The 23,862-nt window shown below is 41.3% G+C and carries 22 protein-coding genes; 8 read left to right on the top strand and 14 right to left on the bottom strand.

The window, feature by feature from the left end:
- Nucleotides 1-34 precede the first annotated feature (34 nt).
- Genes cysD through cysQ form a run of 5 tightly spaced genes read left to right on the top strand, consistent with a single transcriptional unit; the run spans nt 35 to nt 5,516 of the window.
- Nucleotides 35-934 (top strand): sulfate adenylyltransferase subunit CysD, encoded by a 900-nt coding sequence (gene cysD / locus PESP_RS01295; RefSeq protein ID WP_089346427.1) that lies wholly within the window; start codon nt 35-37, stop codon nt 932-934.
- Entirely contained in the window at nt 934-2,358 is a 1,425-nt protein-coding gene (gene cysN, locus PESP_RS01290) for a sulfate adenylyltransferase subunit CysN (protein WP_089346426.1), read from the top strand. Before cysD ends, cysN begins: the two co-directional genes overlap by 1 nt.
- A gap of 31 nt (nt 2,359-2,389) precedes the next feature.
- Nucleotides 2,390-4,114, top strand: a complete 1,725-nt coding sequence (locus tag PESP_RS01285; protein ID WP_089346425.1) for an SLC13 family permease — start codon at nt 2,390-2,392, stop codon at nt 4,112-4,114.
- A gap of 29 nt (nt 4,115-4,143) precedes the next feature.
- Nucleotides 4,144-4,740: an adenylyl-sulfate kinase gene (gene cysC / locus PESP_RS01280; protein WP_089346424.1), complete on the top strand. Its 597-nt coding sequence runs from the start codon at nt 4,144-4,146 to the stop codon at nt 4,738-4,740.
- Between the two features lie 5 nt (nt 4,741-4,745).
- Nucleotides 4,746-5,516: a 3'(2'),5'-bisphosphate nucleotidase CysQ gene (cysQ, locus tag PESP_RS01275; RefSeq protein WP_089346423.1), complete on the top strand. Its 771-nt coding sequence runs from the start codon at nt 4,746-4,748 to the stop codon at nt 5,514-5,516.
- Between the two features lie 128 nt (nt 5,517-5,644).
- On the opposite strand, the gene PESP_RS01270 is transcribed toward cysQ, so the two are convergent.
- Entirely contained in the window at nt 5,645-6,337 is a 693-nt protein-coding gene (locus PESP_RS01270; RefSeq protein WP_214631490.1) for an abortive infection system antitoxin AbiGi family protein, read from the bottom strand.
- Nucleotides 6,338-6,712: 375 nt separating this feature from the next.
- Complete coding sequence (locus tag PESP_RS01265; RefSeq protein WP_089349066.1) at nt 6,713-7,510, bottom strand: alpha/beta fold hydrolase; 798 nt, start codon at nt 7,508-7,510, stop codon at nt 6,713-6,715.
- A 425-nt stretch (nt 7,511-7,935) separates the two neighbouring features.
- Here PESP_RS01265 and PESP_RS01260 point away from each other — a divergent pair, with 425 nt between their 5' ends.
- Entirely contained in the window at nt 7,936-9,207 is a 1,272-nt protein-coding gene (locus PESP_RS01260) for an aromatic amino acid transport family protein (protein WP_089346421.1), read from the top strand.
- A gap of 76 nt (nt 9,208-9,283) precedes the next feature.
- Here the strand turns inward: PESP_RS01260 and speD are convergent, their stop codons facing one another.
- From speD to PESP_RS01210, 10 genes are all read right to left on the bottom strand, one after another.
- The gene (gene speD / locus PESP_RS01255) at nt 9,284-10,096 is read right to left on the bottom strand and encodes an adenosylmethionine decarboxylase (RefSeq protein WP_089346420.1); all 813 of its coding nucleotides are present in this window, start codon (nt 10,094-10,096) and stop codon (nt 9,284-9,286) included.
- Nucleotides 10,097-10,184: 88 nt separating this feature from the next.
- Complete coding sequence (locus tag PESP_RS01250; protein WP_089346419.1) at nt 10,185-10,598, bottom strand: OsmC family protein; 414 nt, start codon at nt 10,596-10,598, stop codon at nt 10,185-10,187.
- Between the two features lie 150 nt (nt 10,599-10,748).
- Nucleotides 10,749-11,096 (bottom strand): DUF3802 family protein, encoded by a 348-nt coding sequence (locus tag PESP_RS01245; protein WP_089346418.1) that lies wholly within the window; start codon nt 11,094-11,096, stop codon nt 10,749-10,751.
- A gap of 140 nt (nt 11,097-11,236) precedes the next feature.
- On the bottom strand, nt 11,237-12,706 hold the full coding sequence (gene astD, locus PESP_RS01240) for a succinylglutamate-semialdehyde dehydrogenase (RefSeq protein ID WP_089346417.1): 1,470 nt from the start codon (nt 12,704-12,706) through the stop codon (nt 11,237-11,239).
- Between the two features lie 16 nt (nt 12,707-12,722).
- A complete protein-coding gene (gene astA / locus PESP_RS01235; RefSeq protein WP_089346416.1) occupies nt 12,723-13,739 on the bottom strand; it encodes an arginine N-succinyltransferase in 1,017 nt (338 codons plus the stop codon).
- 84 nt (nt 13,740-13,823) lie between these two features.
- Nucleotides 13,824-15,029, bottom strand: a complete 1,206-nt coding sequence (locus tag PESP_RS01230) for an aspartate aminotransferase family protein (protein ID WP_089346415.1) — start codon at nt 15,027-15,029, stop codon at nt 13,824-13,826.
- A gap of 444 nt (nt 15,030-15,473) precedes the next feature.
- Nucleotides 15,474-16,634 (bottom strand): HDOD domain-containing protein, encoded by a 1,161-nt coding sequence (locus tag PESP_RS01225; protein ID WP_089346414.1) that lies wholly within the window; start codon nt 16,632-16,634, stop codon nt 15,474-15,476.
- A 46-nt stretch (nt 16,635-16,680) separates the two neighbouring features.
- Complete coding sequence (locus PESP_RS01220; RefSeq protein WP_089346413.1) at nt 16,681-17,262, bottom strand: anthranilate synthase component II; 582 nt, start codon at nt 17,260-17,262, stop codon at nt 16,681-16,683.
- Nucleotides 17,263-17,388: 126 nt separating this feature from the next.
- Nucleotides 17,389-19,665, bottom strand: coding sequence for a putative bifunctional diguanylate cyclase/phosphodiesterase (locus PESP_RS01215; RefSeq protein ID WP_089346412.1), 2,277 nt, complete (start codon nt 19,663-19,665; stop codon nt 17,389-17,391).
- A 202-nt stretch (nt 19,666-19,867) separates the two neighbouring features.
- Complete coding sequence (locus tag PESP_RS01210) at nt 19,868-20,857, bottom strand: zinc-dependent alcohol dehydrogenase family protein (protein ID WP_089346411.1); 990 nt, start codon at nt 20,855-20,857, stop codon at nt 19,868-19,870.
- Between the two features lie 125 nt (nt 20,858-20,982).
- On the opposite strand from PESP_RS01210, the gene PESP_RS01205 reads away from it, so the two are divergent.
- Nucleotides 20,983-21,876 carry a LysR family transcriptional regulator gene (locus tag PESP_RS01205; RefSeq protein WP_089346410.1) on the top strand — a complete coding sequence of 298 codons (894 nt, stop codon included), beginning with the start codon at nt 20,983-20,985 and terminating at the stop codon, nt 21,874-21,876.
- Nucleotides 21,877-22,022: 146 nt separating this feature from the next.
- Nucleotides 22,023-22,265 (top strand): HP1242/YdcH family protein, encoded by a 243-nt coding sequence (locus PESP_RS01200; RefSeq protein ID WP_089346409.1) that lies wholly within the window; start codon nt 22,023-22,025, stop codon nt 22,263-22,265.
- Nucleotides 22,266-22,342: 77 nt separating this feature from the next.
- Here PESP_RS01200 and PESP_RS01195 read toward each other — a convergent pair whose 3' ends face one another.
- Nucleotides 22,343-22,696, bottom strand: a complete 354-nt coding sequence (locus PESP_RS01195) for a putative quinol monooxygenase (RefSeq protein ID WP_089346408.1) — start codon at nt 22,694-22,696, stop codon at nt 22,343-22,345.
- Nucleotides 22,696-23,526, bottom strand: a complete 831-nt coding sequence (locus PESP_RS01190) for an SDR family NAD(P)-dependent oxidoreductase (protein ID WP_089346407.1) — start codon at nt 23,524-23,526, stop codon at nt 22,696-22,698. The genes PESP_RS01195 and PESP_RS01190 overlap by 1 nt, the downstream gene beginning before the upstream one ends.
- Nucleotides 23,527-23,862 lie beyond the last annotated feature (336 nt).

Raw genomic sequence — 23,862 nt, 5'->3', positions numbered from 1 at the left:
GTAACTTTTAATCATTTTAGTAGGACGACTAACAATGGCTTTAACTCACCTTCAGCAACTTGAAGCTGAAAGTATCAAAATCATGCGCGAAGTCGCCGCTGAGTTTGAGAACCCAGTAATGCTTTACTCTATTGGTAAAGATTCGTCGGTACTTTTGCACTTAGCGCGTAAAGCATTTTACCCTGCAAAAATTCCGTTTCCGTTATTACACGTAGACACCAACTGGAAGTTTCGTGAAATGATTGAGTTTCGCGATCGCCTTGCAAAAGAATACGGCTTTGACCTACTGGTACACAAAAACCCAGAAGGCATGGCAATGGGTATTAGCCCGTTTGAGCACGGCTCAGGTAAGCATACCGACATAATGAAAACCCAAGGTTTAAAACAAGCACTTGATAAATACGGCTTTGATGCTGCATTTGGTGGCGCACGCCGCGATGAAGAAAAGTCTCGCGCAAAAGAACGTGTTTACTCGTTCCGCGACAAACACCACCGTTGGGACCCTAAAAACCAGCGCCCAGAACTTTGGAATACCTACAACAGCCAAGTTAACCCTGGTGAGAGCATTCGTGTATTCCCACTGTCTAACTGGACTGAGCTTGATATTTGGCAATACATTTACCAAGAAAACATCGAAATGGTGCCGCTTTATTTAGCTAAAGAGCGCCCAGTGGTTGAGCGCGACGGTACCTTAATTATGGTGGACGACGAGCGCATGCCACTTGCTGATGGTGAAGTACCACAAATGAAGTCGGTACGTTTTCGTACTTTAGGCTGTTACCCACTTACGGGTGCAGTGGAATCTACTGCTAGCAACCTAACTGAAATTATTGAAGAAATGCTGTTATCTACGTCATCTGAACGTGAAGGCCGTGTAATAGATCACGACTCAGCAGGCTCAATGGAGAAGAAAAAACGTGAGGGGTATTTCTAATGTCTACCAATACTAACGACACAATTAACGAAGTAAAAGAAATTGGCATAGACGCCTACCTAGCACGCCAACAAGATAAAAGCTTATTACGCATGCTTACCTGTGGCAGCGTAGATGACGGTAAATCAACACTGATTGGCCGCCTTTTGCACGATAGCCACCAAATTTATGAAGATCAGCTAGCAGCCCTTCATAAAGATAACGAAAAAGTAGGTAACGCTGGCGAAGAGCTCGACTTAGCCCTACTGGTAGATGGCTTACAAGCTGAGCGCGAGCAAGGCATTACCATTGACGTAGCGTACCGCTATTTTTCAACGGCTAAGCGTAAATTTATTATTGCCGACACCCCAGGGCACGAGCAATACACCCGCAACATGGTAACAGGCGCATCAACAAGTGATGTGGCTATTATTTTGGTTGATGCTCGCTACGGTGTGCAAGTACAAACTAAGCGCCATAGCTTTATTTGTGACTCGCTAGGCATTGAACAGTTTGTGGTAGCAGTAAATAAAATGGATATCGTTGATTTTGACGAAACCGTTTATGAAAAAATTAAAGCCGACTACCTTAAATTTGCTGAGCAACTTAACGTATCAAACATTAAGTTTGTACCTATGTCGGCGCTTAAAGGCGACAACGTAGTAACGCGCTCTGCTCATACGCCTTATTACACAGATAAGCCATTACTTGAGCTTTTAGAAGACTCACCAGCAGCAGAAACCGATACCGGTTTTGAAGCACGCTTACCAGTGCAGTACGTGGTACGCCCTAACTTAAACTTCCGTGGTTTTCAGGGCACGTTGGCATCAGGTAAGTTACATGTAGGCGATGCAGTAAAAGTATTACCGTCGGGTAAAACATCAAGCATTAAAGAAATTGTCACCTTTAATGGCAACCTAGATCACGCTGAGGCTGGCCAAGCAATTACCGTTACCCTTAATAGCGAAATAGATATTAGCCGCGGCGATGTAATAGTACCTGCAAGCTCAACGGCTTCGGTAACTAACCTTGTTCAAGCAAAACTTGTGTGGATGCACGAAGCGCCACTGGTACTTGGTAAAAGCTACAACATTAAACTAGGCAGCAAAAACACATCAGCCGTGGTTAAAAAGATTGATCACACCATTGATGTAAATACCCTAGAGCACGGCACAGCCGATTCACTTCAGCTAAACGAAATTGCCATTGTAACGCTTGAACTAAGCGAAACAATTTTAGCTGACGAGTATCACAACAACCACGAAACTGGCTCGTTTATCCTGATTGACCGCTTATCTAACTTAACGGTTGCAGCAGGTATGATTGAGCAAGTACTAAAAAGCGAAAAACAACAAAGCGATTTTAGCGACTTTGAAGTTGAATTTAATAGCTTAGTACGCAAGCACTTCCCGCATTGGCAAGCGCTTGATATTTCAAAACTGTAAGTATAAAAATGTCTGTTAGGAATTTAAAAGCATGGTAGAGCAGCTCGTTTTAACAGGCATTATGCTTACTTTAGTCGGGTGCCTTTTTGGCACCCGCATTAATCCAGCTTGGTTATTTGTAAGTGCTATTGGTACTGGCTATTTAACTGGGCTAATAGACCTAGAAAGCATGTTAGTAAACTATGCTAATCCGTCACTTATTACCTTAGTGTTATTGGTACTTGTTTCAATTGCGATTGAAAAAACCACCTTAATACAGCAGCTTTCGCAGTCACTCTCTAAGGGAAGCTTAGTAAAGTCGGTTACAAAACTTGGCTTATCTACTGCTTTTTTGTCATCGTTCACTAATAACACCGCGGTTGTTGCATCGCTTATTACCGCCATAAAAGACAACCCAAATCACTCCCCATCAAAGCTATTGTTACCGCTGTCGTACACCGCTATTTTAGGCGGCACCATTACGCTTATTGGTACCTCTACTAACTTAATTGTAAACGGCTTTGCTGTAGATGCCGGCATGGCGCCACTGGGCTTTTTTGATTTTACGCTTGTAGGCATTGGCGCATTAAGTGTGGGCCTTATTACTATTTTAGTGATGCTTAAATACCTGCCCGACAACGGTAAAAGCGATCAGGAAGTGATTCCTTTTTACCTCGAAGGTAAAGTACAGTCAGGCTCTAAATTAATTGGCCGCACCGTAGAAGAAAACGGCCTTCGCGATTTAAAAGATTTATTCCTCGCCGAAATTATCCGCGGCGATGAGCGTATATACGCAGTAACACCTCAGCAAATTATTAGGCAAAACGACGTACTGCTGTTTGTGGGCGATATTAAGTCGGTGCCGCTACTTCAGCGTTTTGATGGCTTAAAAGTAGTGCACGACAACCATGAAAAAGACATAGAACACCTAGTGGAAGTAGTGGTAAGTCAATCCTCTAAGTTTATTGGTAAAACCGTAAAAGAAGTCCGCTTTAGAGAACAATTTCATGCTGCGGTTATTGCCATTCGCCGCGGCCACGACCGCCTACAAGGCGGCCTTGGGCAAGTACAATTACAAGCTGGCGACTCATTAATACTTGCCCCTGGTAAAAACTTTTATAGTTTGCCTAATTTAAATCGCGAATTTGTGTATATATCGGGGTTTGACTTACAAACACACTTAAAACCAAAACAATCTAATATTGTGCTTGCAGGTTTTGCCGCTGTATTAGGGCTAAGTATTGTAGGTATAGTACCGCTTGTTAAAGGCTTACTGGTATTATTAATAGGCTTAATGCTTAGCGGCACCATTAAACTAAGCGAAGTTAAACGCCGCTTTCCTATTGAATTACTCGCGGTAGTAGGCAGCGCTATAGGGCTTGCAAAATTAATGATAGAGACCGGGCTTGCTGGGCAAATATCAAGTGCTTTGTTTATGGTACTAGGGGATTTTGGCCCGTATGGCGCGTTTATAGCCATATTTTTAATGACCGTATTATTTACCGAGCTTATAACAAATAACGCCGCAGCTGCGCTGTCATTCCCAGTAGCTTACTCATTAGCGGTTGGTTTTAATGTAGACCCACTACCGTTTATTATGGCGGTTGCCTTTGGCGCATCGGCCAGTTTTATATCGCCATTTGGGTATCAAACTAACTTAATGGTTTATAGCGCGGGTAATTACCGCTTAAAAGATTACATAGTGATGGGCTTGCCCCTTTCTATTATTTATTCAATCACGGTATTAACCCTGATCCCGCTGGTATTTCCTTTTTAATACCTAGGGCATTTAAAAGAGATTACACAATGGACGAAAATATTGTTTGGCATAACTACGCAACCACTAAAGCACAGCGTAGTGAGCAAAAAAAGCATAAACCTGCCATTTTATGGTTTACCGGTTTTTCAGGCTCTGGCAAAAGCACTGTAGCAAATGCATTAGAAGCGGCGCTTAACCAACAAGGTGCGCACACCTACCTGCTCGATGGCGACAACGTACGCCACGGCTTATGTAAAGACCTAGGCTTTAGCGACGAAGACCGCATTGAAAACATACGTCGCGTTGGCGAAACAGCCAAACTAATGACCGATGCAGGCTTATTAGTGCTTACCGCGTTTATCTCACCATTTAGAGCAGAGCGCGACATGGTGCGTAACTTAGTAGACGACGGCGAATTTATTGAAGTATTTATAGATACCCCACTGGATGTATGTGAAAGCCGCGACCCTAAAGGCTTATACAAAAAAGCCCGCGCAGGAGAGATAAAACACTTCACCGGAATCGACTCAAGCTACGAAATACCCAACAACCCAGAAATAATTTTAGATACCAGTAAAAACACCCTAGACCAATCGGTTACTCAACTGATAACGTATCTAAAACAAAAGCATATTATAGGTTAACCCCAATGAACCAAACCGAGCTACTAGAAGAAACCCTCATCCTTGCCCGCAAAGCAGGCAACGCCATAATGGGGATTTACGAAAAGGACTTTAACGTTGAATACAAAGCCGATGAAAGCCCAGTAACCGACGCCGACTTAGCAGCTCATAAAGTGATTGTGGCAGGGTTAAAACAGCTCAATCCCGACATACCTATACTTAGCGAAGAAAGCGCTGATATAAGCTGGGATATTCGCCAAACCTGGAAAAGCTACTGGTTAGTAGATCCCATCGACGGCACTAAAGAGTTTATTAAAAAGAACGGCGAGTTTACCGTAAACATAGCCCTAATCGAAAACGGCAAACCTGTGCTTGCTGTAGTTGATGCACCCGCACTTGGCGTATCGTACTTAGCCAGTAACGACATTGGCGCGTTTAAAGACAAAGGCGATGAGCGTATTGAGCTTAAAGTAACCACCAAGCCTAACAAAGGATTAATACGTGTTGTAGGTAGCCGCTCGCACCCGTCACCTGATTTAGCCGAGTTTGTAAAACGCTTTGACGACGTTGAAATGGTCTCAAAAGGCAGCTCACTAAAACTATGTTTAGTGGCTGAAGGCAGCGCCGATATTTACCCGCGCTTAGGCCCAACGTGTGAATGGGATACAGGTGCAGGCCATGCAATCGCCGAAATAGCCGGTGCTAAAGTCACTAAGCTAGATGGCAGCCCTCTTTTGTATAACACCAAAGATGAGTACTTGAATCCGTATTTTATTGTTTCGGCTTTAGAGGGATAAGAGTAGCTTTGAGTGGTTAGCTATCAGTTGTCAGCAAGACAAGTGATAGCTTTAGCTTCATTAATGAAATGAAGAGGTAAGCACTAACTGGGGGAAACCACAGCCTCCTTCAAATTATTGTTAGCCTACTAAAGATCACCTCTAATAGTCTCTAACGACACAACTCTGGACATTAATATCTTTATTTCCGAACTAGTGTAATGATCTAGTTCAGTTTGTATGAAGTTGATTAAATCAGGAATATCTGCATCAGCCTTAACAAAAAGATATTTAATATCAGAAGGGGTGATTTTTAGGCTGTATGTATTTTTAGCCTTTAGGTTTTCAGCCTCCAATACTTTTAAATTCTTAAACTGATGCTCGTAAAGAAAAGGGGCGATTTTTAACTCTGAACTCTTTCCATTTACTGCAAATCTCCATTCATTTTCTTGGTGGAACTCTTTGGATATAAATTGCCCATTGATAAACATTTTACCTTCTATAGGCTTCACATGTGTCATAATAGTATTTATGTCATCACCTGCGCCACAATAAAACTGCTTATCTTTTAAATTTTCTCCAAACAATTTTTTTAAGGCTAATTGTTGAGCACTACCCTCATTTAGATAAATAACTGGTGATAACCTATTCAATCTTGCCCATTCCTTCGTTACACCTAGACCAAAATTACCATAAAAATCTACATGTTCATCAACTCTAGAAAGAGGAATATCACAAAAACAGACAATAGGATAAGCAGCTTGAGCATCATTCGAGCTATACCATTTTACATCTTCTAGGCAGAAACGAGGCCAGAATCCATTTAATAATATATCTTTCAAGAATTCTAAGTTCTTTGTGAAATGAAATAATGTATGCGACTTTGGTTGCAAATTGCTCTCCTTGCAAAATAGTGTGCTGTCAATTTTATCAGAGAACACTTAATTTATTTTATGTAGTTCTATTAATAGCAAATCGTGTAAGTTATTGCTAATTATAAATATTACATCCAGATAGGCTATTCGTTATGAAGATAGCCCTCTTGACTTGCTACTCGCAAACGCCATGATGTGTTGGGTTTCGCTTCGCTCTACCCAACCTACACTTTGATATAAAAATGGAGTTTTATTCTTTCGGCATTCTTTCAGGACAGGCCTTGTTTTGAGTTTAGGGCGAAAGCAAAAAAGAAAGTCCTATCCCTATTGTATCTACAGCTTTTAACGGTTTTGCTGGGCGATAAAAGCAAGCGAGTGCTGGTTGAATAAGTCTGGGCGTTCTACATTACAAACATGGCCACATTGGTGAATAGTTTGCAGTACGCTATTTTTATGACGCTTTACCATTTCTTTAACAGGGCCAAGGAACATGTGATCTTCTTTACCCATAATGTAAAGGATGGGTATATCAATGTCTTTTTCTTTGAAGTACTGCATTAAAGGGTTTACGTCCATGGCTAATTCAAACCACTTTATAAACTCTTTTTGGCATAAGCGCTTTGCTTCACGAACAAACAAAAGTCGAGATTCTTTATGGCGTTTTTTCGGCATCATGATAAAAGCAAATAAGCGATACAGCCACATATAGGGCAAGAAGTGTTTAAAAGTATTCCCTAAATAAACCAGCGTATTACTGCGCGTATTAAAGCGAGTAACCGCGCCACCTAGCACCATGCTAGAAACATATTGCGGCGCAATTTCAGCAATATTGCGAATAAGAATAGTGCCCAATGAAATACCAACAAAGTGTGCACTGGGAATGTTGTTATGATCTAGCACATCGATAATGTCTTTAGAGACCTTATTAAACGAGTAATTATTATCTACAAAGTTTTGCACTAAGTTATTCGATTTACCGTGACCACGAAGATCGAGCAACAATACATTATATTCTTTTTTATAGGCTTTAAGTTGGCGAAACCAAATTGCCGAACTACCACCTGCACCATGAACAAATACAACCCATGTTTTACTGGTTTCGTGTGGGAAAATAGTATGAAAAAGAATGTCTTTGCTCATTGCAGTTAGCGGCCTGTTTACTTCGTTTGGCATATTTAATTGCAGGAAGTATAACGGAGTTTAGAATAAATCTCTTATGAAGTTATGAGCAATGGCTTCTACTTAACAGATTTTGTGAACAAGCTTTGATTTTTAGTTGAAGCCAATAAAAATGCCCCTCTGCTTTCACGTTATGAAGCCGCCTACCTAGCTTTACCGCACAAACGACCCTATGGCGTGTTGGGTGTCGCTTCGCTTTACCCAACCTACAAATTGTGGAGGTTGAGGTATTTGTTTAATTTTACAGCGCTGTTTCGTATTCATGACACTTTTGCTGCAACGGCGTCTAATTAATTAGTCTACAAAATGCCTCAAAACATGAAAGTTTTAGCTAAAAACTATATTCTTGCGCGCGATTATTATTTAAATAATGGATGAGCACACACATGACACCATCACAAGATGCAACGCTTTCAAATGCATCATCAACAGGTGAACACACACCGACTTCTAAATGGAACCTGCACGATACGCAGTGGACGTTAAGCCTTTTTGGCACCGCAGTAGGTGCCGGTATTTTATTTTTACCTATTAACATTGGTATAGGTGGTTTTTGGCCACTGATTATTATGGCGTGTTTAGCGTTTCCGATGACCTTTTTAGCGCACCGTGGCTTAGCCCGCTTTGTGCTTTCGTCTAAAAATAAAGATTCAGATTTTACCGATGTTGTTGAGGAGCACTTTGGTGTAACGGCGGGCAGGTTAATCTCTTTATTATACTTTTTATCTATATTCCCAATTTTGCTTATTTACGGCGTTGGTTTAACCAATACGGTTGATAGCTTTATGGTGAACCAAATGGGGCTTGAGTCACCTTCTCGCGTGCTGCTTTCGGGCGTATTAGTAGCGGGTATGATAAGCCTTATGATGGGTGGCGAGCGTTTAATGCTGCGTGCCTTTGCTATTTTGGTTTACCCATTGGTCGGTATTTTATTTTGCTTATCGATATATTTAATTCCGAGCTGGCAAATGCCAGATATGAGCTTTCCTGAGGCGGGCAGCTTTACTAAAACACTGTGGTTATCTATTCCTATTATTGTGTTTTCGTTTAGCCATGCGGCGGCTATTTCAAGCTTTGTGAACGTACAGCGTGGGCATTATGGCAATCAGGCCACTAACAAGGCTGAGGCCATTTTAAAGCGCACTAGCTTGTTACTTATTGTATTTGTACTGCTGTTTGTATTTTCGTGCGTACTATCACTGACTGGCGAGCAAATGGCGGCAGCTAAAGCAGCGAACGTATCGATTTTATCCTACCTTGCTAACATCACCAGTAATTCGTATATCGCCACTCTTGGACCACTGGTTGCGTTTATAGCTATTACCTCATCGTTTTTAGGGCACTTTTTAGGCGCTCGCGAAAGCTTTACCGGTTTGGTTACTAAACAAACGAGCTTAAGCGCCAAAGTAGCCGACAAAATTGGTGTACTCATTATGTTTTTTGCTATTTGGTTTTGTGCGGTTAAAAACCCGAGCATTTTAGACATGATGGATCAGCTATCTGGCCCTATCATCGCGATGATTTTATTTATTATGCCTATGATTGCCGTGTACAAAGTGCCTGCACTGAGTAAGTACCGCAATCGCTTAAGTACCTTGTTTATTCTTGCTGTTGGCTCTTTAGCCGTATGTGCGCTTATTTACAGTATGCTTAATTAATAGCAAAAATATTACCCCATAAAAAATGGCGCTCACTGAGCGCCATTTTTAATAAAATCAAATTACTTTAAACTGTTTATTCTGCGTCTGGTAGGTTACGACCGTAGAATATTTCCTGCATTTCGCGGGTTAGTTTAGAGCGAATCTCTTCTTCTTCTTCATCCGATAACTCATCAGTAGAAAGGCCGAATAAATAGGTATTTAAGTCGGTTTCTTTTAACATCATTTTGGTATGGAACAGGTTTTCTTGATACACGTTCACGTCCATCATTTGGTACGCTTCTTTAGTATCTTCTGTCATGAAGTTTTGAATAGAGTTGATAGCATGGTCAATGTAGTGTTTAACACCGTTTATGTCGCGGGTAAAACCACGTACACGGTAATCAATCGTTACTACGTCTGACTCAAGGCTATGAATTAAGAAGTTTAACGCTTTAAGTGGCGAAATAATGCCACAGGTAGATACTTCAATATCGGCACGGAATGTACAAATACCATCATCAGGGTGAGCCTCTGGGTAGGTATGTACACAAATGTGGCTTTTATCTAGGTGCGCAACCACTGAATCAGGAAGTGGGCCTGGTGCTTCGTCAGCATCGTAATTTTGCTGCTCTTCTACCGGCTCTTCCGAAACCAAAATAGTCACACTTGCGCCTTGTGGTTCATAGTCTTGGCGCGCCACATTTAAAATGTTGGCACCAATAATATCAACAACGTCACCTAGTATGTCGGTTAGTCTATCTGCACTGTACTGCTCGTCGATATATTCAATATATTCTTTACGTTGTTGCTCGGTCTTTGCGTAGCAAATGTCGTAAATACTAAAGCTTAAACTTTTGGTTAAATTATTAAAGCCATGAAGTTTAAGTTTATCGAAGGGTTTGTTCATGATAAACCAACCTATAAATTAGTGAAATCTGCACCTGCAGAATGAAAAGTTCGCGGATTTTATACGAATTTTCCTTATGGAAAAAGCGTTATTTTACCTGATCTTGCACAACTTCGTGGCTGTGGGTAATTTCTACTGTTTTATCAAGCATTAAAGCAACTGAACAATACTTTTCAGCAGAAAGCGAAACCGCACGTGCGAGGTGTTTTTCCGACACATTATTGCCTTTAACAACAAAGTGTAAATTAATTTTAGTAAATACACGAGGCGCTGTTTCGGCGCGCTCAGAGCTTAACTGCACTTGCACGTCAGAAAAGTCTTGTTTGGCTTTTTTTAAAATACTTACCACGTCAACCGACGAACAACACCCAACCGACATTAACACCATTTCCATTGGGCTAGGTGCGGCGCTGTCGCTTCCGGCATCAAAAACGATATTATGATTAGAATTAGAACGGCCAATAAAGGTATCGCCTTCAACCCATTTTACATTTGCTTGCATGTGTTTATCTCTAAAAAAATTTTATTGATTGTATACCAATCTGCAACGATACGTGAGCGCTGAGATTAATTTTTAAGGTCGTTATTAACAAGGTGAGGAAGGATAATATGCGCAGCGAATGATTAATACTGCGCACAGTTACACGTAGGATTAAGAAGCGTGAGATACCGCGTTATCAAAAAGGTTTTTAATAAGCCCTGCGAACTCATCTATAAAAGCGTGTTGCTCAACCGTTACAGGTTGCGAGGTTATGCTGCTAAGCACTTCTTGCAAGTCGTACACTATACCGTCAACTTCGCGCACAATTTGGCTACGCTGTTCGGTGTTTAAATTTGTATGTTGTTCACAAATTAGCATAACGTTTTGCGCTATTACGTCTTCTATGAGCTCCATTACCGTTGGCGCACCGGGTTTGATTTCGCCTGGCTTCTCAAATAAGGCTAAATTTTGAGTTAGATACATGATCAAGTCATCGTACCCTTGCCTGTCTAAAACCATTGTAATTTTCACCTTTGAATAACTAATTGCATAGATTTAAGCAGAAAGCGCTACTAATTACTAGCTTTGCGCGATACCAATACAAAAAAAGCAGCCTAAGCTGCTTTTCTAATAATTAATTACCAATAATAGTTTGCTAATTAATCTATTTTTAAGCCTGGGCTTAGTGTTGCTGGCATTGCTACTTTTTCAAGCTCAACCGAGGCAACTGGGTATGCACAGTAATCGGCTGCGTAATACGCACTTGCTCTGTGATTACCCGACGCACCAATACCACCAAATGGGGCTGCGCTTGATGCGCCAGTAATTGGGCGGTTCCAGTTAACAATACCAGCACGAATACGACGTAAAAAGTGATCGTAATCGGCTTGGCTGTCACTGAGTAAGCCTGCTGATAAACCAAAGCTTGTGTCGTTTGCTTTATCGATTGCTTGGTCAAAGTCGTCAAAGCGGAACACTTTTAATAACGGGCCAAAATGCTCTTCATCTGGGAAGTCGCCAATTGCTGAACACTCAATAATACCTGGCGTTACAAAACCGGTATTTGCTGTGTGCTCAAGCTCTACCAGTACTTCACCACCAAGTTCTACAAGCTCATTCTGTGCTTTAACCATGCCTGCTGCAGCCGCAGATGAGATCATAGAGCCCATAAATGGCTGGTCTGCATCATCGTAGTTGCCTACTTTAATCGCTTTAGTAGCAGTAATAAGGCGCGCTAAAATATCATCGCCCTGTTGGCCTTTAGGTAAAAATACTTTACGTGCACAGGTACAACGTTGGCCGCTTGAGATAAACGCCGATTGAATAATATCGTGTACTGCAGCTTTAGTATCTGCTACATCTTTAATAATAAGTGGGTTATTACCACCCATTTCTAGCGCTAAAATTTTACCTGGCTGGCCTGCAAACTGCTCATGTAAAATATGACCCGTGCGCGAAGAACCGGTAAAGAATAAGCCATCAATGCCTTTATGAGCAGCAAGGGCTTTGCCTGTTTCTACTTCACCTTGCACTAGGTTAATTACACCTGCTGGTAAACCGGCTTTTTCCCATAGTTTAAGCGTAAGCTCAGCAACCATTGGCGTTAGCTCTGATGGTTTAAATACCACTGTATTACCGGCTAAAAGCGCAGGTACAATGTGACCGTTAGGTAAGTGCCCAGGGAAGTTATACGGGCCAAATACTGCTACAACACCGTGTGGCTTGTGGCGGATCATAGCGCGTCCAAGTGGCATGGCGTTTTCAACATCGCCAGTGCGCTCTAAAAATGCTTTTTCAGAAATGGTAATTTTACCCACCATAGCGCCTGCTTCTGTGCGCGTTTCCCACAGTGGCTTACCTGTTTCTTGAGCAATCGCAATGGCAAGTTCTTCGCTGTGCTCTTTTAGAGTTGCAGCAAAGGTTTTTACTATCTCTAAGCGCTCGCTAAAGCTTTTATCTGCCCATGCGTAAAACGCTTCACGCGCTGAATTTACAGCCGTATCTACTTGCTCAGCGGTTGCTGATGATGCCTGCCAAATAACATCGTTGTTAGCAGGGTTTACTGAATTAAAAGCGGTGCCTTGGCCTTGTGACCACTGACCATTAATAAATTGTGCAGGATGAGTCATTATACTTTCTCCTAAATTAAACTGGGGTTGCGCTTACTGTGTCGCCAGATTGCAGTTGTAGTGCATCGGCTATTTCTTGCGATAAAATAAGGCTGCTTGCACGCTCATCAAAGCTCAGTGCAGCAACTGTTGCGCGATAAGCTTCTAACTTACCATTAGCCAGCAATACCATGGTATCGCCCGACGCTTCGCCTATTTCTACTTTAAAGTCTTTCGCATTACGAATAGTGGCGATGTTATCTACTTTTGCTTCTACTGTTGGACCAGCATCAAAAATATCGACGTAACCATTGAAGGTAAAACCTTCATTTTTTAATAGCTCAATAGCTGGGCGCGTGTTGTCGTGTACTTTACCAATCACCGCTTGCGCATCTTTGCTTAGCAAGTTTACGTAAATTGGGTATTTTGGCATAAGTTCGGCAATAAACACTTTTTGGCCAATACCTGTAAGGTAGTCAGCTGTTGGAAAGTCCATTGAGAAAAAGTGCTCTTCTAGCCACTGCCAAAACGGGCTGCTGCCGTTTTCGTCAGACACGCCACGCATTTCTGCTATTACTGTTTGTGCAAAACGCTGTTCATGCTGTTTTATAAACATAAAGCGCGCTTTTGAAAGTAACTTACCGTTACAGTTTTTACGGTAGCCATCTTTCAAAAATAAGGTACATAGTTCTGTTGCACCGGTGTAGTCGTTACATAGGGTTAAAATATCAACCGCTTTGTATACATCTAGCGTGCGTGATGAATGAATCACTTTACTTAAGTGGTAATGATAAAACGCATCATCAAGCCCTACTGCAGCTTCAATAGCTGAAGTACCCACTACTTCACCGGTTTCGGTATCTTCAAGAACAAACAGGTAGCCTTCGTCACCAGGTTGTGACGTTTGTTTAGCAAATGAGCTTACAGAATGGTCAATTTTCTTTTGCAGTAACTCTTCGTTTAACGGCAAAGACGTAAAGCCATGGCCCGATTCGTGGGCTATTTTTAATAACGCTGCGTAATCATTTTGCTGGATTGGGCGAAGGATCATCATGAGTCCGCTTGCTCCCTTATCAATAACGGTAAATAGAATATGCAGGGCAAGCAGGCTTGCCCTTAATAGGTTGGTGCAAAGCGGTTATGCGTTTACTACGCTTGCTACTGCTTTTTCAAAACGTGCCATACCTTCGCGAATGTCCGCTTCGGTAATAACTAATGAAGGTGTAAAACGAACAACATCAGCGCCTGCAACAAGTGACATTAAGCCTTGCTCAGTACCCGCTACTAAAAACTCTTTAGCACGGCCTTTGTATTGCTCGTTTACTACTGCACCAATTAATAAACCTTGGCCGCGGATTTCGCTAAATACGTTGTATTTTTCGTTTACCGCTGCAAGTAGCTCGTTAAATAACGCTGCTTTTTCTTTTACGCCAACAAGTACTTCAGGTGTATTTACAGTATCAAATGCAGCTTCTGCAACTGCACATGCTAGTGGGTTACCACCGTATGTAGAACCGTGAGTACCTACTTTAAGATGCTGTGCAATCTCAGTTGTAGTAAGCATTGCGCCGATAGGGAAACCACCGCCTAATGCTTTAGCCGATGTTAAAATATCAGGCACTACGTTTAAACCTTGGTATGCGTATAGCTCGCCAGTACGGCCAACACCTGTTTGCACTTCATCAAAAATAAGCAGTGCGTTGTGCTTAGTACATAACTCGCGCACGCCTTGTGCAAATTCGTCAGTTGGCGAAACAATACCGCCTTCACCTTGTAGTGGCTCCATCATTACTGCACATGTTTTGTCGCTAATTAGCGCTTCAAAAGCAGCTAGGTCATTGTAATCACAATGTACAATGTCGCCAGGCTTAGGACCAAAACCATCTGAGTATGCAGCTTGTCCGCCTACGGTTACGGTAAAGAAAGTACGGCCGTGGAAGCCTTTGTTAAATGAGATAATTTGCGATTTTTCTGCGCCAAATTTATCAAGTGCAAAACGACGCGCTAATTTAAGTGCGGCTTCGTTTGCTTCTGCGCCAGAATTGGCAAAGTACACTTTTTCAGCAAAGGTGGCATCAACCATTTTTTTAGCTAAACGAAGCGCAGGTTCATTAGTCATTACGTTTGAAAGGTGCCAAATTTTTTCGCCTTGCTCTTTTAATGCACCTACCAATGCAGGGTGGCAATGACCAAGACAGTTAACAGCAATACCGCCGGCAAAATCAACAAACTCTTTGCCTTGTTGATCCCATACGCGAGAGCCTTCGCCTCGAACAGGAATTACACTTGAAGGTGCGTAGTTAGGAACCATTACGTGATCAAATAATTCGCGATTTACTGTCATTTTTTTTCCTCTTAATTGTGAGCAACACAAAACATCAAAATAGGTGTTTGGCTATAAATGTAACCAAGATATTTACGCACTAAATAGCAAAAGATTGAGCGTAAAACTGCCTTGTGGTTCAATTTTCAGGCGCTCATTATTTCAGATATTTGTGATTGTGTCTCGTTAAAAACTTTCATGCAGGCCTTTAAAATAAAGGGCTTGGGATATTATTTCATAGATAGTGAATAACTATTTGCATAGATAATAAATAGCTTGTTTTGCAGCTTTAGCGCCTGTGCACTGAGCCGCGCCTTACAATAAGTGCTTAAAGTAAGGTGCGCCAAAGGAGATGTTAATGAATGAATAGTCGCAAAAAAATTAACAAAAAATTCAATAGTTAAGGAAAATTTAGCGCCACCAGCACTAAATTACCTATTAAAGGCCCAGCCAATAAGCTGATTTTTAGTCAATTTGAATAGCCAGATTGGTAAAATTGCTTGTTTCGAGGGTTTTTAGTTCATTTTTAGTGAACTGATGATACGAAAACCACGCTTCTACTTCATCTTCTTCAATAAGCTGATGATGCTTAAGGTTTAAATACTGAGAATAACATCGGGCTTTGAGCATCACTTCGCTCATTGGGAAAACATCGCTACTTTGGTGAACACCATGAACAAGCTGCGCCATAACATGGTCAAACGGCAAGTACTGAAAAGCCATTTTGCGGATTACTTTAGCACTTAACTCAAGCGACTTATTGCTTAGCAAGGTAGTTAAAAATAAAGGATCTGGTTTTAGCTCCATTAAGGCCGTATGTAAATTTTTTTGCTGTGCTTCTCGCGCTATTTGCACTTTTCGTTGCCATACCTGCTCAAAAGTTTTTAAGTACAAACGCACTAAGGCAATACGTCCTACATCTATAAGCATTCCAAGTGTAAAAGCATGAATAGGGTTTACATCGTTAAGCTCAGCAATTTTTTGCGCTGCTATTGCATTGGCCATTGCGGCATCGCGCAGGCGGCGCTTTAATAATGGAAATGGCTCTGTACTGTGAGGCATCCAATGACGCACCGCAAAAGTAGGAATTACCAACTGTAAGTTATCAAGGCCAATATAACGCAGTGCAAGTGCTGGGCTGTCTACTTTAACTGAGGTGGTTTTACTGCGCTGCTTTCGGTAGTAAGGTAGGTTTACTAATGATACTAATTCGCGACCAAGCCAACTTGAGTCATTTATTAATGGCTCTAAGCGCCCAACAGACACCGACTTAACCGCGAGTATATCTAGCATAGTCGCCACGTTATCTTCTATACCTATGGTGTTTTGAATTACCCCATCCATATCTTCTAGTTGCTTAAATATGGCTGTTTCTATTACTTTATGAAGTTGTTTACTCGCTTGTGCACGGTACTTATGATGCGCGGTGCTGTTTTGCTGGCGTTTTTGCTGTGCGGCAACTTCTACTTCTAATAAAGTACGTTGCTTCATAGGTTTGCCATAATCAATGTCTAACGTATGTATGAAGCCTATTTGTTGATGTGCAAAACTATGGCCAAGCAGCAGATCGTGAGCACGCTGGTCAAGCATTGTGGCTATTCGCTGTTGCGACGCAAGTTCAGTCATAAAGTCCATTCAGTGTTAGTTTTGCCATTCGGTGGTAACTGTAAGGTTAGAAGCGAGATAAAAAGTTAGCAAGCAATTCGAGCCCTTGAGTTGTTAAAATAGCCTCAGGATGAAATTGCACGCCTTCAAGTGCAAGCTCCGTGTGCAGTAACCCCATAATTTCATCAAACTCACCTTGTTCGGTTTGACTCCATGCGGTAATGGCTAATTCACTTGGTAAGCTGTGCTTTTCGACCACCAGCGAATGATAACGACACACCGTAAGTGGGTTTTCTAAACCGGTAAATACACCCTTATTATTATGAACAATAGGTGAGGTTTTACCATGCATAACCTGCTTTGCACGAATAACCTTACCACCTAATGCTTGCGCTATGCTTTGGTGCCCAAGGCAAATGCCTAATATTGGGTAAATACCTTTAAGCTGCTCTACCACACTTAGTGATATGCCCGCCTCATTTGGCGTACATGGCCCAGGTGAAATAACAATATGCTGCGGGTTTAGTTGCTTTATTTGTGCAACAGATATTTCGTCATTACGCTTTACCAAAACTTCTTGGTCTAAGCGCTGAAAATATTGTACTAGGTTATACGTAAACGAATCGTAGTTATCGATCATTAACAGCATTACACAACGACCTTAATTAATAATGTACTGCTCTTTGCTCACATATGGCTTGTACAGTGAGCGATAGAAGCGTTTATGCGGCTATTCTATCACTAATAATTACCCAACATACATTAGCAAAACGCCTTAAAAGCTAACGCCTTTTGCTAAAAAAGCTTCAAACTCATCGGCCGGTATTGGTCGGCTTAATAAGTAGCCCTGTATTTGGTCGCAGTTATACTCTTTTAATTTTTCAAGCTGTGCGTGCTCTTCTACGCCTTCGGCAATAATGTCGAGCCCTAAGTTTTTAGCTAATTGGCAAATACTCAGCACTAGGGCTTGGTCGCGTTTATCGCTTGCCATATTGCGCACAAATGATTGATCTATTTTTAGTTTATTAACCGGAAAGCGCTGTAAGTAACCCAGCGATGAATACCCTGTACCAAAGTCATCTATTGATAAACTAATCCCAAGTGTACTAAGCGCTTGCAGTACCGAAATACCAAACTCTTCATCGTCCATAATGGCTGTTTCGGTTATTTCGAGCTCTATTAATTCAGCGGGTACAGCAAAGCGCTGTAATCGCTCTTTTATTCCCGCTACAAAGTCTTGCTGAGTAAATTGACGCGCCGATATATTAATAGCTAAACGAATATGTAAACCTTGCTCATGCCATGCTTTAGCTTGCGCAAAGGCGGTGTCGAGTATCCACTCGCCTAATGGCAATATAAATCCACTGTGCTCGGCAATAGGAATAAACTGCGCTGGCGATATAAATTCTCCATCATCAAACCATCTAATTAAGCATTCGCAGCTATCTATGGTGTGCGATTTTATTTTCATTTTTGGCTGAAAATATAAAACAAACTGCTGCTTTTCTATGGCGGTTTCGAGGCTTCGCGCTATATGCATTCTGCGTGCGTGTTTTTCACCACTTTGTTGATCAAACAAGCCATAGCTAGTGTTGCGCTTGTCGGCTTCTTCTAAAGCTATGTTGGCATGCAGTAATAATTCGTTATAACTATTACTGCTACTTGGGTACTGCGTTACACCGCTGGTAAAGTTCATACGCATTTCGCCGTAAGGGGTATCTATCATTTGGCTTAAGCGTGTGTGCATTTGACTAAGGAGCTGATCAATTGCCACGCTGCAGTCTTGCTCGGTATATACAATGGCAAAGTTGGCATCAGCAATATGATAAATAGTCAGCATATTTTTGCTGCGGTGGCGCTGAGTAAACTCTTGCGCGCAGTGCGATAAATGCTTAGCAAACGCATTAATACATAAATTAGCACCAGTTAACCCGTATTGTTCTAGTAATAATTTAAAATGGTTTACCTCTATTAGCATTAAGCTAAACGCTTGGCTTTGCTGCATTAGCTCGTTAGTGTACTTTTTAAGACTGACCTGATTTGGCAGCTTAGAAGATGAATGATGAAATGCTAAATATTCAAGTGAGCGCTCTGCCTCAAATTGTTCGGTTACATCGCGTATGTGTACATCAAAAGCATCTATCTCTTCTAACCAATGAATTTCGTAATTTAAGTAATGGCGCTCTAACTGATTAAAAAACTGCTTTACGTGTTTATCGCTTTTTTTAACCTCTAAAAGTTGCTCGTGTATATTGCGGCTTAGTAATGCGAGGGGCGTGGTATTTTGATCAGAAATATACGCCTTATGCATTTTATTAGCTGCAGGATTACAAAAGCTTAGCGCTAACTGGTTATTAAAACTCATTATTGGATTTGGATTACGTCGAGGAAACAGCGCTAACCGTTCGTTTGCCGCGCTTAACTTAATAAATTTAGAGGCGTAGCGCCCGGTATATACGCTTACTAATACCAAACCAAGCGAAAACAAAATAACAATTTGCACTGTAGTATGCAGATTACTTTCGGTATTTTTATAGCCGTTATCGACCTCTTTTGAAATGTATGCTTCTGCACTAGCTAGGCTGCCCATCATCAACGCTTGTAGCTCTGTTAGCTTTTCGAGTTGGTGCCTTGCTAAATCCCAGCTTGTTACGGGGCTTGATAAGTTTTCGTGTAGTTTAAGAGCTAAATCCAACCCATCCGAAAACTCATTACGCAAGCTGCTCTCTAACGCTAAGGAGCCATGGCTACGGTCTAGGTTTTTTATTAGCGTAAGTATATGTACATGATTTTCTAAAAAGTCGATTAAATACAATTCACTATTATTAGTTGCATAGTATTCATACAATAAACGCTCTTGTTTTACGAGGTAGGTTTCTATTAAGCGAATATCGCGCAGCGCCGGTATTTGTTGCTCCATTAACTTAGCAGACGTGCTTTTAATTGTTTCTGCCTGATAATAAACCACAGCAGAAAGCATCACACCCACTAGCACAACACCTATATAAAACTGCCTAGCTTTACTAGCAAATTTTTGATTTAGAATTCTCATGGCGCTTCACTACTTAACTTTTAAATAATTAGTCTAAAACGTAATTAAAAGTGCTTAACTACGTACATTTGTATACAGAGCGTAACCACCCCGATTATTATTCATTTTTTTGCAGTAAAACAACTAAGAAATGTAATTAGCGCAAATAAAAAAGCCGCTAATGCTAGCGGCTCATAAATAGGTTTTTAAATAGGGTACGTAATTACTCTACGTCAATTACCACTTTACCCATTGCTTGGCCGCTAGCTAAACGGTCGTGTGCTTTAGCTGTGTCGGCAAGTGTAAACGATTGCTCATCAAGTACAGGGCGCATACCGCCTGCTTCAACAATTTGTGCAAGCTGTGCTAGTTTGTCGCCATGGTCTTGACGGTTAAAGTCGTGAATCATTGGAATAAGCATAAAGATTACATTTAACGATAACCCTTTAAAGTGTACTGGGCTTAAATCAAGTTCCAATAAAGAAAGCGTTGTAGATACCTGAGCATTTAATTTTGCTGCTGCAAAAGAGTTAGTCAGGTTACCGCCGCCTACTGTGTCAAACACCATGTCAAAACCAACGTTGCTTGTGTGTTTTTCAACGTATTGCTCTACGGTTTCGTCTTTAAAGTTAATGCCTGTTGCGCCAAAGCTTTCAATAAGGGCTAATTGCTCAGCGTTACCGCCTGTTGAGTAAACATCTGCGCCAAAATGCTTAGCAAGTTGTACTGCTAAATGGCCTACACCACCTGCTCCGCCGTGTACTAATACTTTTTGGCCTGCGCTTACATTTGCACGTGTTAAACCTTCAAGTGCTGTAATACCTACAAGTGGAATAGCTGCCGCTTCTTTCATTGTTAAGTTTTTAGGTTTGTGAGCAATTAAACGCTTATCTGCAAGCATAAACTCTGCAAGTGCACCTGGTAAGTCGCCTAAGCCACCCGCACAACCGTAAATTTCGTCGCCTACTGCAAATTCTGTTACGCCTTCACCAACTGCTTCAATGGTACCCGCAAAGTCCATACCTAAAATACCAGGTAGCTTTGGAGCAAATGGTAGGTCAGCACCCATTTGACGAATCATCATATCAATTGTATTTACGCTCGTTGCAGCAATACGAACTAACACGTTGCCTGCTGTTACTTGTGGTTTTGCAACGTCTGCTGCTACAAATTCTTCAGTGCCACCAAAATTATTAATTGTCATTGCTTTCATGGGTATTGCCTCTGTTATTTGTTGATGTGTAATCTTGTAATGAGGCTTCATTGTAGTTTCACTTGATATAAATGATAATAAAGCTAAATGTACAATCTGTTTCAAAATAATATTGAGAATAGCGAATGAATAACGACCACATTGCTTTATTTGTACGCATAGCTAATACCCATAATATTAGCCTTGCAGGGCGAGAACTAAATTTATCGCCAGCAGTAGCTAGCGCGTATATTAGTAAATTAGAAGATAGCTTAGGGGTTAGGCTTATTCATCGCACCACACGTAAGGTGTCGCTTACTGAAGAAGGTGAAGCATTTTTACCTCATGCAGAAGAGGTATTAGCCACACTTGAAACCGCACGCGCCTCTGTAGGCGCTGGCAGCTTAGTGCCGCAGGGCACATTGCGTATTACTGCACCCGCCTCTTTTGGGCGTATGCACATAGTGCCTGCGTTAAAAAGCTTTACTCAAAAGTACCCTGATCTCACCATAGATTGTCGCTTTAGCGATGCCATCGTTGATTTAGTAGAAGGCGGCTTTGATATCGCTATTCGTGATGCAGCTCTTAAAGATTCAAACCTAATTGCCCGTAAACTTGCCACCGACAGCCGTATTGTGTGTGCATCGCCCGAGTACATTGCAAAAAATGGTTTACCTAAAACACCGCAAGATTTAGTAAACCATCAAACCATTAATTTAGCAGGAGTAGAAAGCTGGGCGTTTAAAGCAGAGCAAGATACATTAAATATAAAAACCAAAGGCGCACTTCGATTTGATAACGGTGAAGCCGTACGAGATGCATGTGCTATGGGGCTAGGTGTAACTATAAGTTCTAACTGGTGCAGCTATGAGTATTTAAATGATGGCCGCCTAGTCGAAATTTTAAAAGATTACCCGCTAGTTGCTAATACCGCTATTTGGGCAGTGTACCCAAGTAATCGTCTTTTAGCGCCTAAAGTACGTGCGTTTATCGATCACTTTATTGAGTACTTTGGCGAAACCCCTTATTGGGAAAAATAGCACTGGGTTTAAAACTAAACGGTTATTTGCGCTATATCAATTTAGGTTAGCAATGGTTGATTTATGATTGTCTAAACCCCAGAGTAATAAATGAAAAGGTAGTAATTCACTTAAACAACTCATTTATATCCTACTAAGGAGCGAATATGTTAGGCGAAGACCACTCATTAACCAACGACTTTCCAGATCACTTAAATACCATTGCAAAGCTGAACCAAGACGATGCCGACTTTGCAGAAAAAGCGCAGCAGTATGACAAGCTCGATAAAGAAATTAGAGTGCTTGAACTTAAAGACGCACCCATTAGTGATGAGCAAATGCACCAGCTAAAACACGACCGCTCTGAATTAAAAGACTGGCTTTACCAGCGCATGCTAAAAGCTGAGTAGCCCTCTAAAACGAAAAAAGAGTTCACCGTTAGGTGAACTCTTTGTTGATCAACAAAGGGTAAAACGTTTACTACTTTCTAATTTACAAACCCACCTATGGGTGTCATAAATACAGTGCTAGGACCTGCAAAGGCTTTAGCAAATTCTTCACTAAGCTGGCTGTATACAGTCACTCGCTGCATATCAACCACACTTAAAAACAATGGGCCGCTTTCGCCCCACCCTTGTAGGTGTAATTTAGCCGCGGCCTCGTTTTGATAGCGCTCGTAAATATGTACATTGCGTTTATCTTCACTTATCGTCCACTCGTACATTACAGTGCCCGCTTCGCTTTTAGCTAAAGCAATAAGTTGCTGCATTACCTCTAAAAACTGATCGTATTTGCCGTCTTTAATTTGGCCTTCTACGGTCCAGGTTATTTGCTCACTCACTATGCATTACCTAGTTTAAGCTGCGCTAATACAGTATCTAGGGTATCAATAAGCTGCTGGTTTTTAGCGCTGTTAAGTGCATCAGGGTGTGGAGGTGCAAAGCGCTCTGCATCATTATCAAAGTAAAGGCCTGTTGCGTCTTTAAATTCATCGCTTAAAGCTGCACGGCAAAAAATATCGGCACCTAGTTTTAAGTCGCCGCCATCAAGTCCGTAAGCATCTTTTACCATTTTACTACCTAGTAGCGATTTAGGGTTTACCGACACCACTAATGGCCCCATGCCTTTTAATTCAAGCCCTAAATGGCGCGACCACATAGTAATAGCCAATTTGCTCTGTGCGTAGGCTGCACTATCTGATAGTGGTTTTTTTCCCACTAACGACTCAAAGTTAACGCTTGATTGTGCAGCAGACGATACATTTACAACACGCGATTGCGCATTCATAACAGGCAATAGCAATTTAGTAAGTAAATAAGGAGCAAAGGTATTTACCGCAAAGCGGGCATCAAGACCCTCTGCTGTAGTTATATCAGCAAGTTTGTACACACCGGCGTTGTTAATAAGTACATCTAATGTTTTGCCGCTTTGCTGTAGGTCAGCTAATACTGTGTGCGCAAATGTTTGCACCTGCGCCATAACACTTAAGTCGGCTACATAGGTTGCTGTATTTGCTTGTGGGTATTGCTCGTTTAAAGCCCCTTGTACATTGTTTAGCTTATCTTGATTACGCCCGTGCAATAGTACAGTGTGACCTTGTGCGAGTAGCATTTTTGCAGTTTCTAGGCCTATGCCGTCGGTAGCGCCTGTTAATAAAATTGTTTTATTCATGTTGATCATTCCTAATTTATTAATGTTATTTACAGCGCAAGTACGGGGGCTGCTAAAATGCCAAACATTTATACCCACTAAACTCACTGCTATTTACCAATTTATACTATCACCACCACGCTACACTGATAATTAGCTAGCTAATAGAATCAGTTTATAGAATTAATTGATAAACCTAAGCAACTGTTACTAATTGCAAAACCACACCATTTATAATTTTAGCCTACGCTATGATTGTGTGTTTTTTGTGCTTTTATTTGAAATTACGGGTAATCATAACTATTGTTTTTAGACCACCTTAATAGTAGTATTTATCATATAAATACACATTTCGAG

The organism is Pseudoalteromonas espejiana DSM 9414, from assembly GCF_002221525.1.
Taxonomy (GTDB): Bacteria; Pseudomonadota; Gammaproteobacteria; order Enterobacterales; family Alteromonadaceae; genus Pseudoalteromonas; species Pseudoalteromonas espejiana.
The sequence above is the reverse complement of the archived record's forward strand: the minus strand, read 5'-3'. Positions and strand labels throughout refer to the sequence as shown.

Bases quoted from the DNA above. Each gene is read 5' to 3' on its own strand.
- speD (WP_089346420.1), bottom strand. From the start codon at position 10,096: ATGAACAAACCCTTCGATAAACTTAAACTTCATGGCTTTAATAATTTA.
- PESP_RS01200 (WP_089346409.1), top strand. From the start codon at position 22,023: ATGTTAGGCGAAGACCACTCATTAACCAACGACTTTCCAGATCACTTA.
- PESP_RS01250 (WP_089346419.1), bottom strand. From the start codon at position 10,598: ATGCAAGCAAATGTAAAATGGGTTGAAGGCGATACCTTTATTGGCCGT.
- PESP_RS01205 (WP_089346410.1), top strand. From the start codon at position 20,983: ATGAATAACGACCACATTGCTTTATTTGTACGCATAGCTAATACCCAT.
- PESP_RS01210 (WP_089346411.1), bottom strand. From the start codon at position 20,857: ATGAAAGCAATGACAATTAATAATTTTGGTGGCACTGAAGAATTTGTA.
- PESP_RS01215 (WP_089346412.1), bottom strand. From the start codon at position 19,665: ATGAGAATTCTAAATCAAAAATTTGCTAGTAAAGCTAGGCAGTTTTAT.
- PESP_RS01190 (WP_089346407.1), bottom strand. From the start codon at position 23,526: ATGAATAAAACAATTTTATTAACAGGCGCTACCGACGGCATAGGCCTA.
- PESP_RS01225 (WP_089346414.1), bottom strand. From the start codon at position 16,634: ATGACTGAACTTGCGTCGCAACAGCGAATAGCCACAATGCTTGACCAG.
- PESP_RS01265 (WP_089349066.1), bottom strand. From the start codon at position 7,510: ATGAGCAAAGACATTCTTTTTCATACTATTTTCCCACACGAAACCAGT.
- PESP_RS01220 (WP_089346413.1), bottom strand. From the start codon at position 17,262: ATGCTGTTAATGATCGATAACTACGATTCGTTTACGTATAACCTAGTA.
- PESP_RS01245 (WP_089346418.1), bottom strand. From the start codon at position 11,096: ATGGTTTTAGACAGGCAAGGGTACGATGACTTGATCATGTATCTAACT.
- PESP_RS01230 (WP_089346415.1), bottom strand. From the start codon at position 15,029: ATGACAGTAAATCGCGAATTATTTGATCACGTAATGGTTCCTAACTAC.
- astA (WP_089346416.1), bottom strand. From the start codon at position 13,739: ATGATGATCCTTCGCCCAATCCAGCAAAATGATTACGCAGCGTTATTA.
- PESP_RS01285 (WP_089346425.1), top strand. From the start codon at position 2,390: ATGGTAGAGCAGCTCGTTTTAACAGGCATTATGCTTACTTTAGTCGGG.
- cysN (WP_089346426.1), top strand. From the start codon at position 934: ATGTCTACCAATACTAACGACACAATTAACGAAGTAAAAGAAATTGGC.
- cysC (WP_089346424.1), top strand. From the start codon at position 4,144: ATGGACGAAAATATTGTTTGGCATAACTACGCAACCACTAAAGCACAG.
- astD (WP_089346417.1), bottom strand. From the start codon at position 12,706: ATGACTCATCCTGCACAATTTATTAATGGTCAGTGGTCACAAGGCCAA.
- cysQ (WP_089346423.1), top strand. From the start codon at position 4,746: ATGAACCAAACCGAGCTACTAGAAGAAACCCTCATCCTTGCCCGCAAA.
- PESP_RS01260 (WP_089346421.1), top strand. From the start codon at position 7,936: ATGACACCATCACAAGATGCAACGCTTTCAAATGCATCATCAACAGGT.
- cysD (WP_089346427.1), top strand. From the start codon at position 35: ATGGCTTTAACTCACCTTCAGCAACTTGAAGCTGAAAGTATCAAAATC.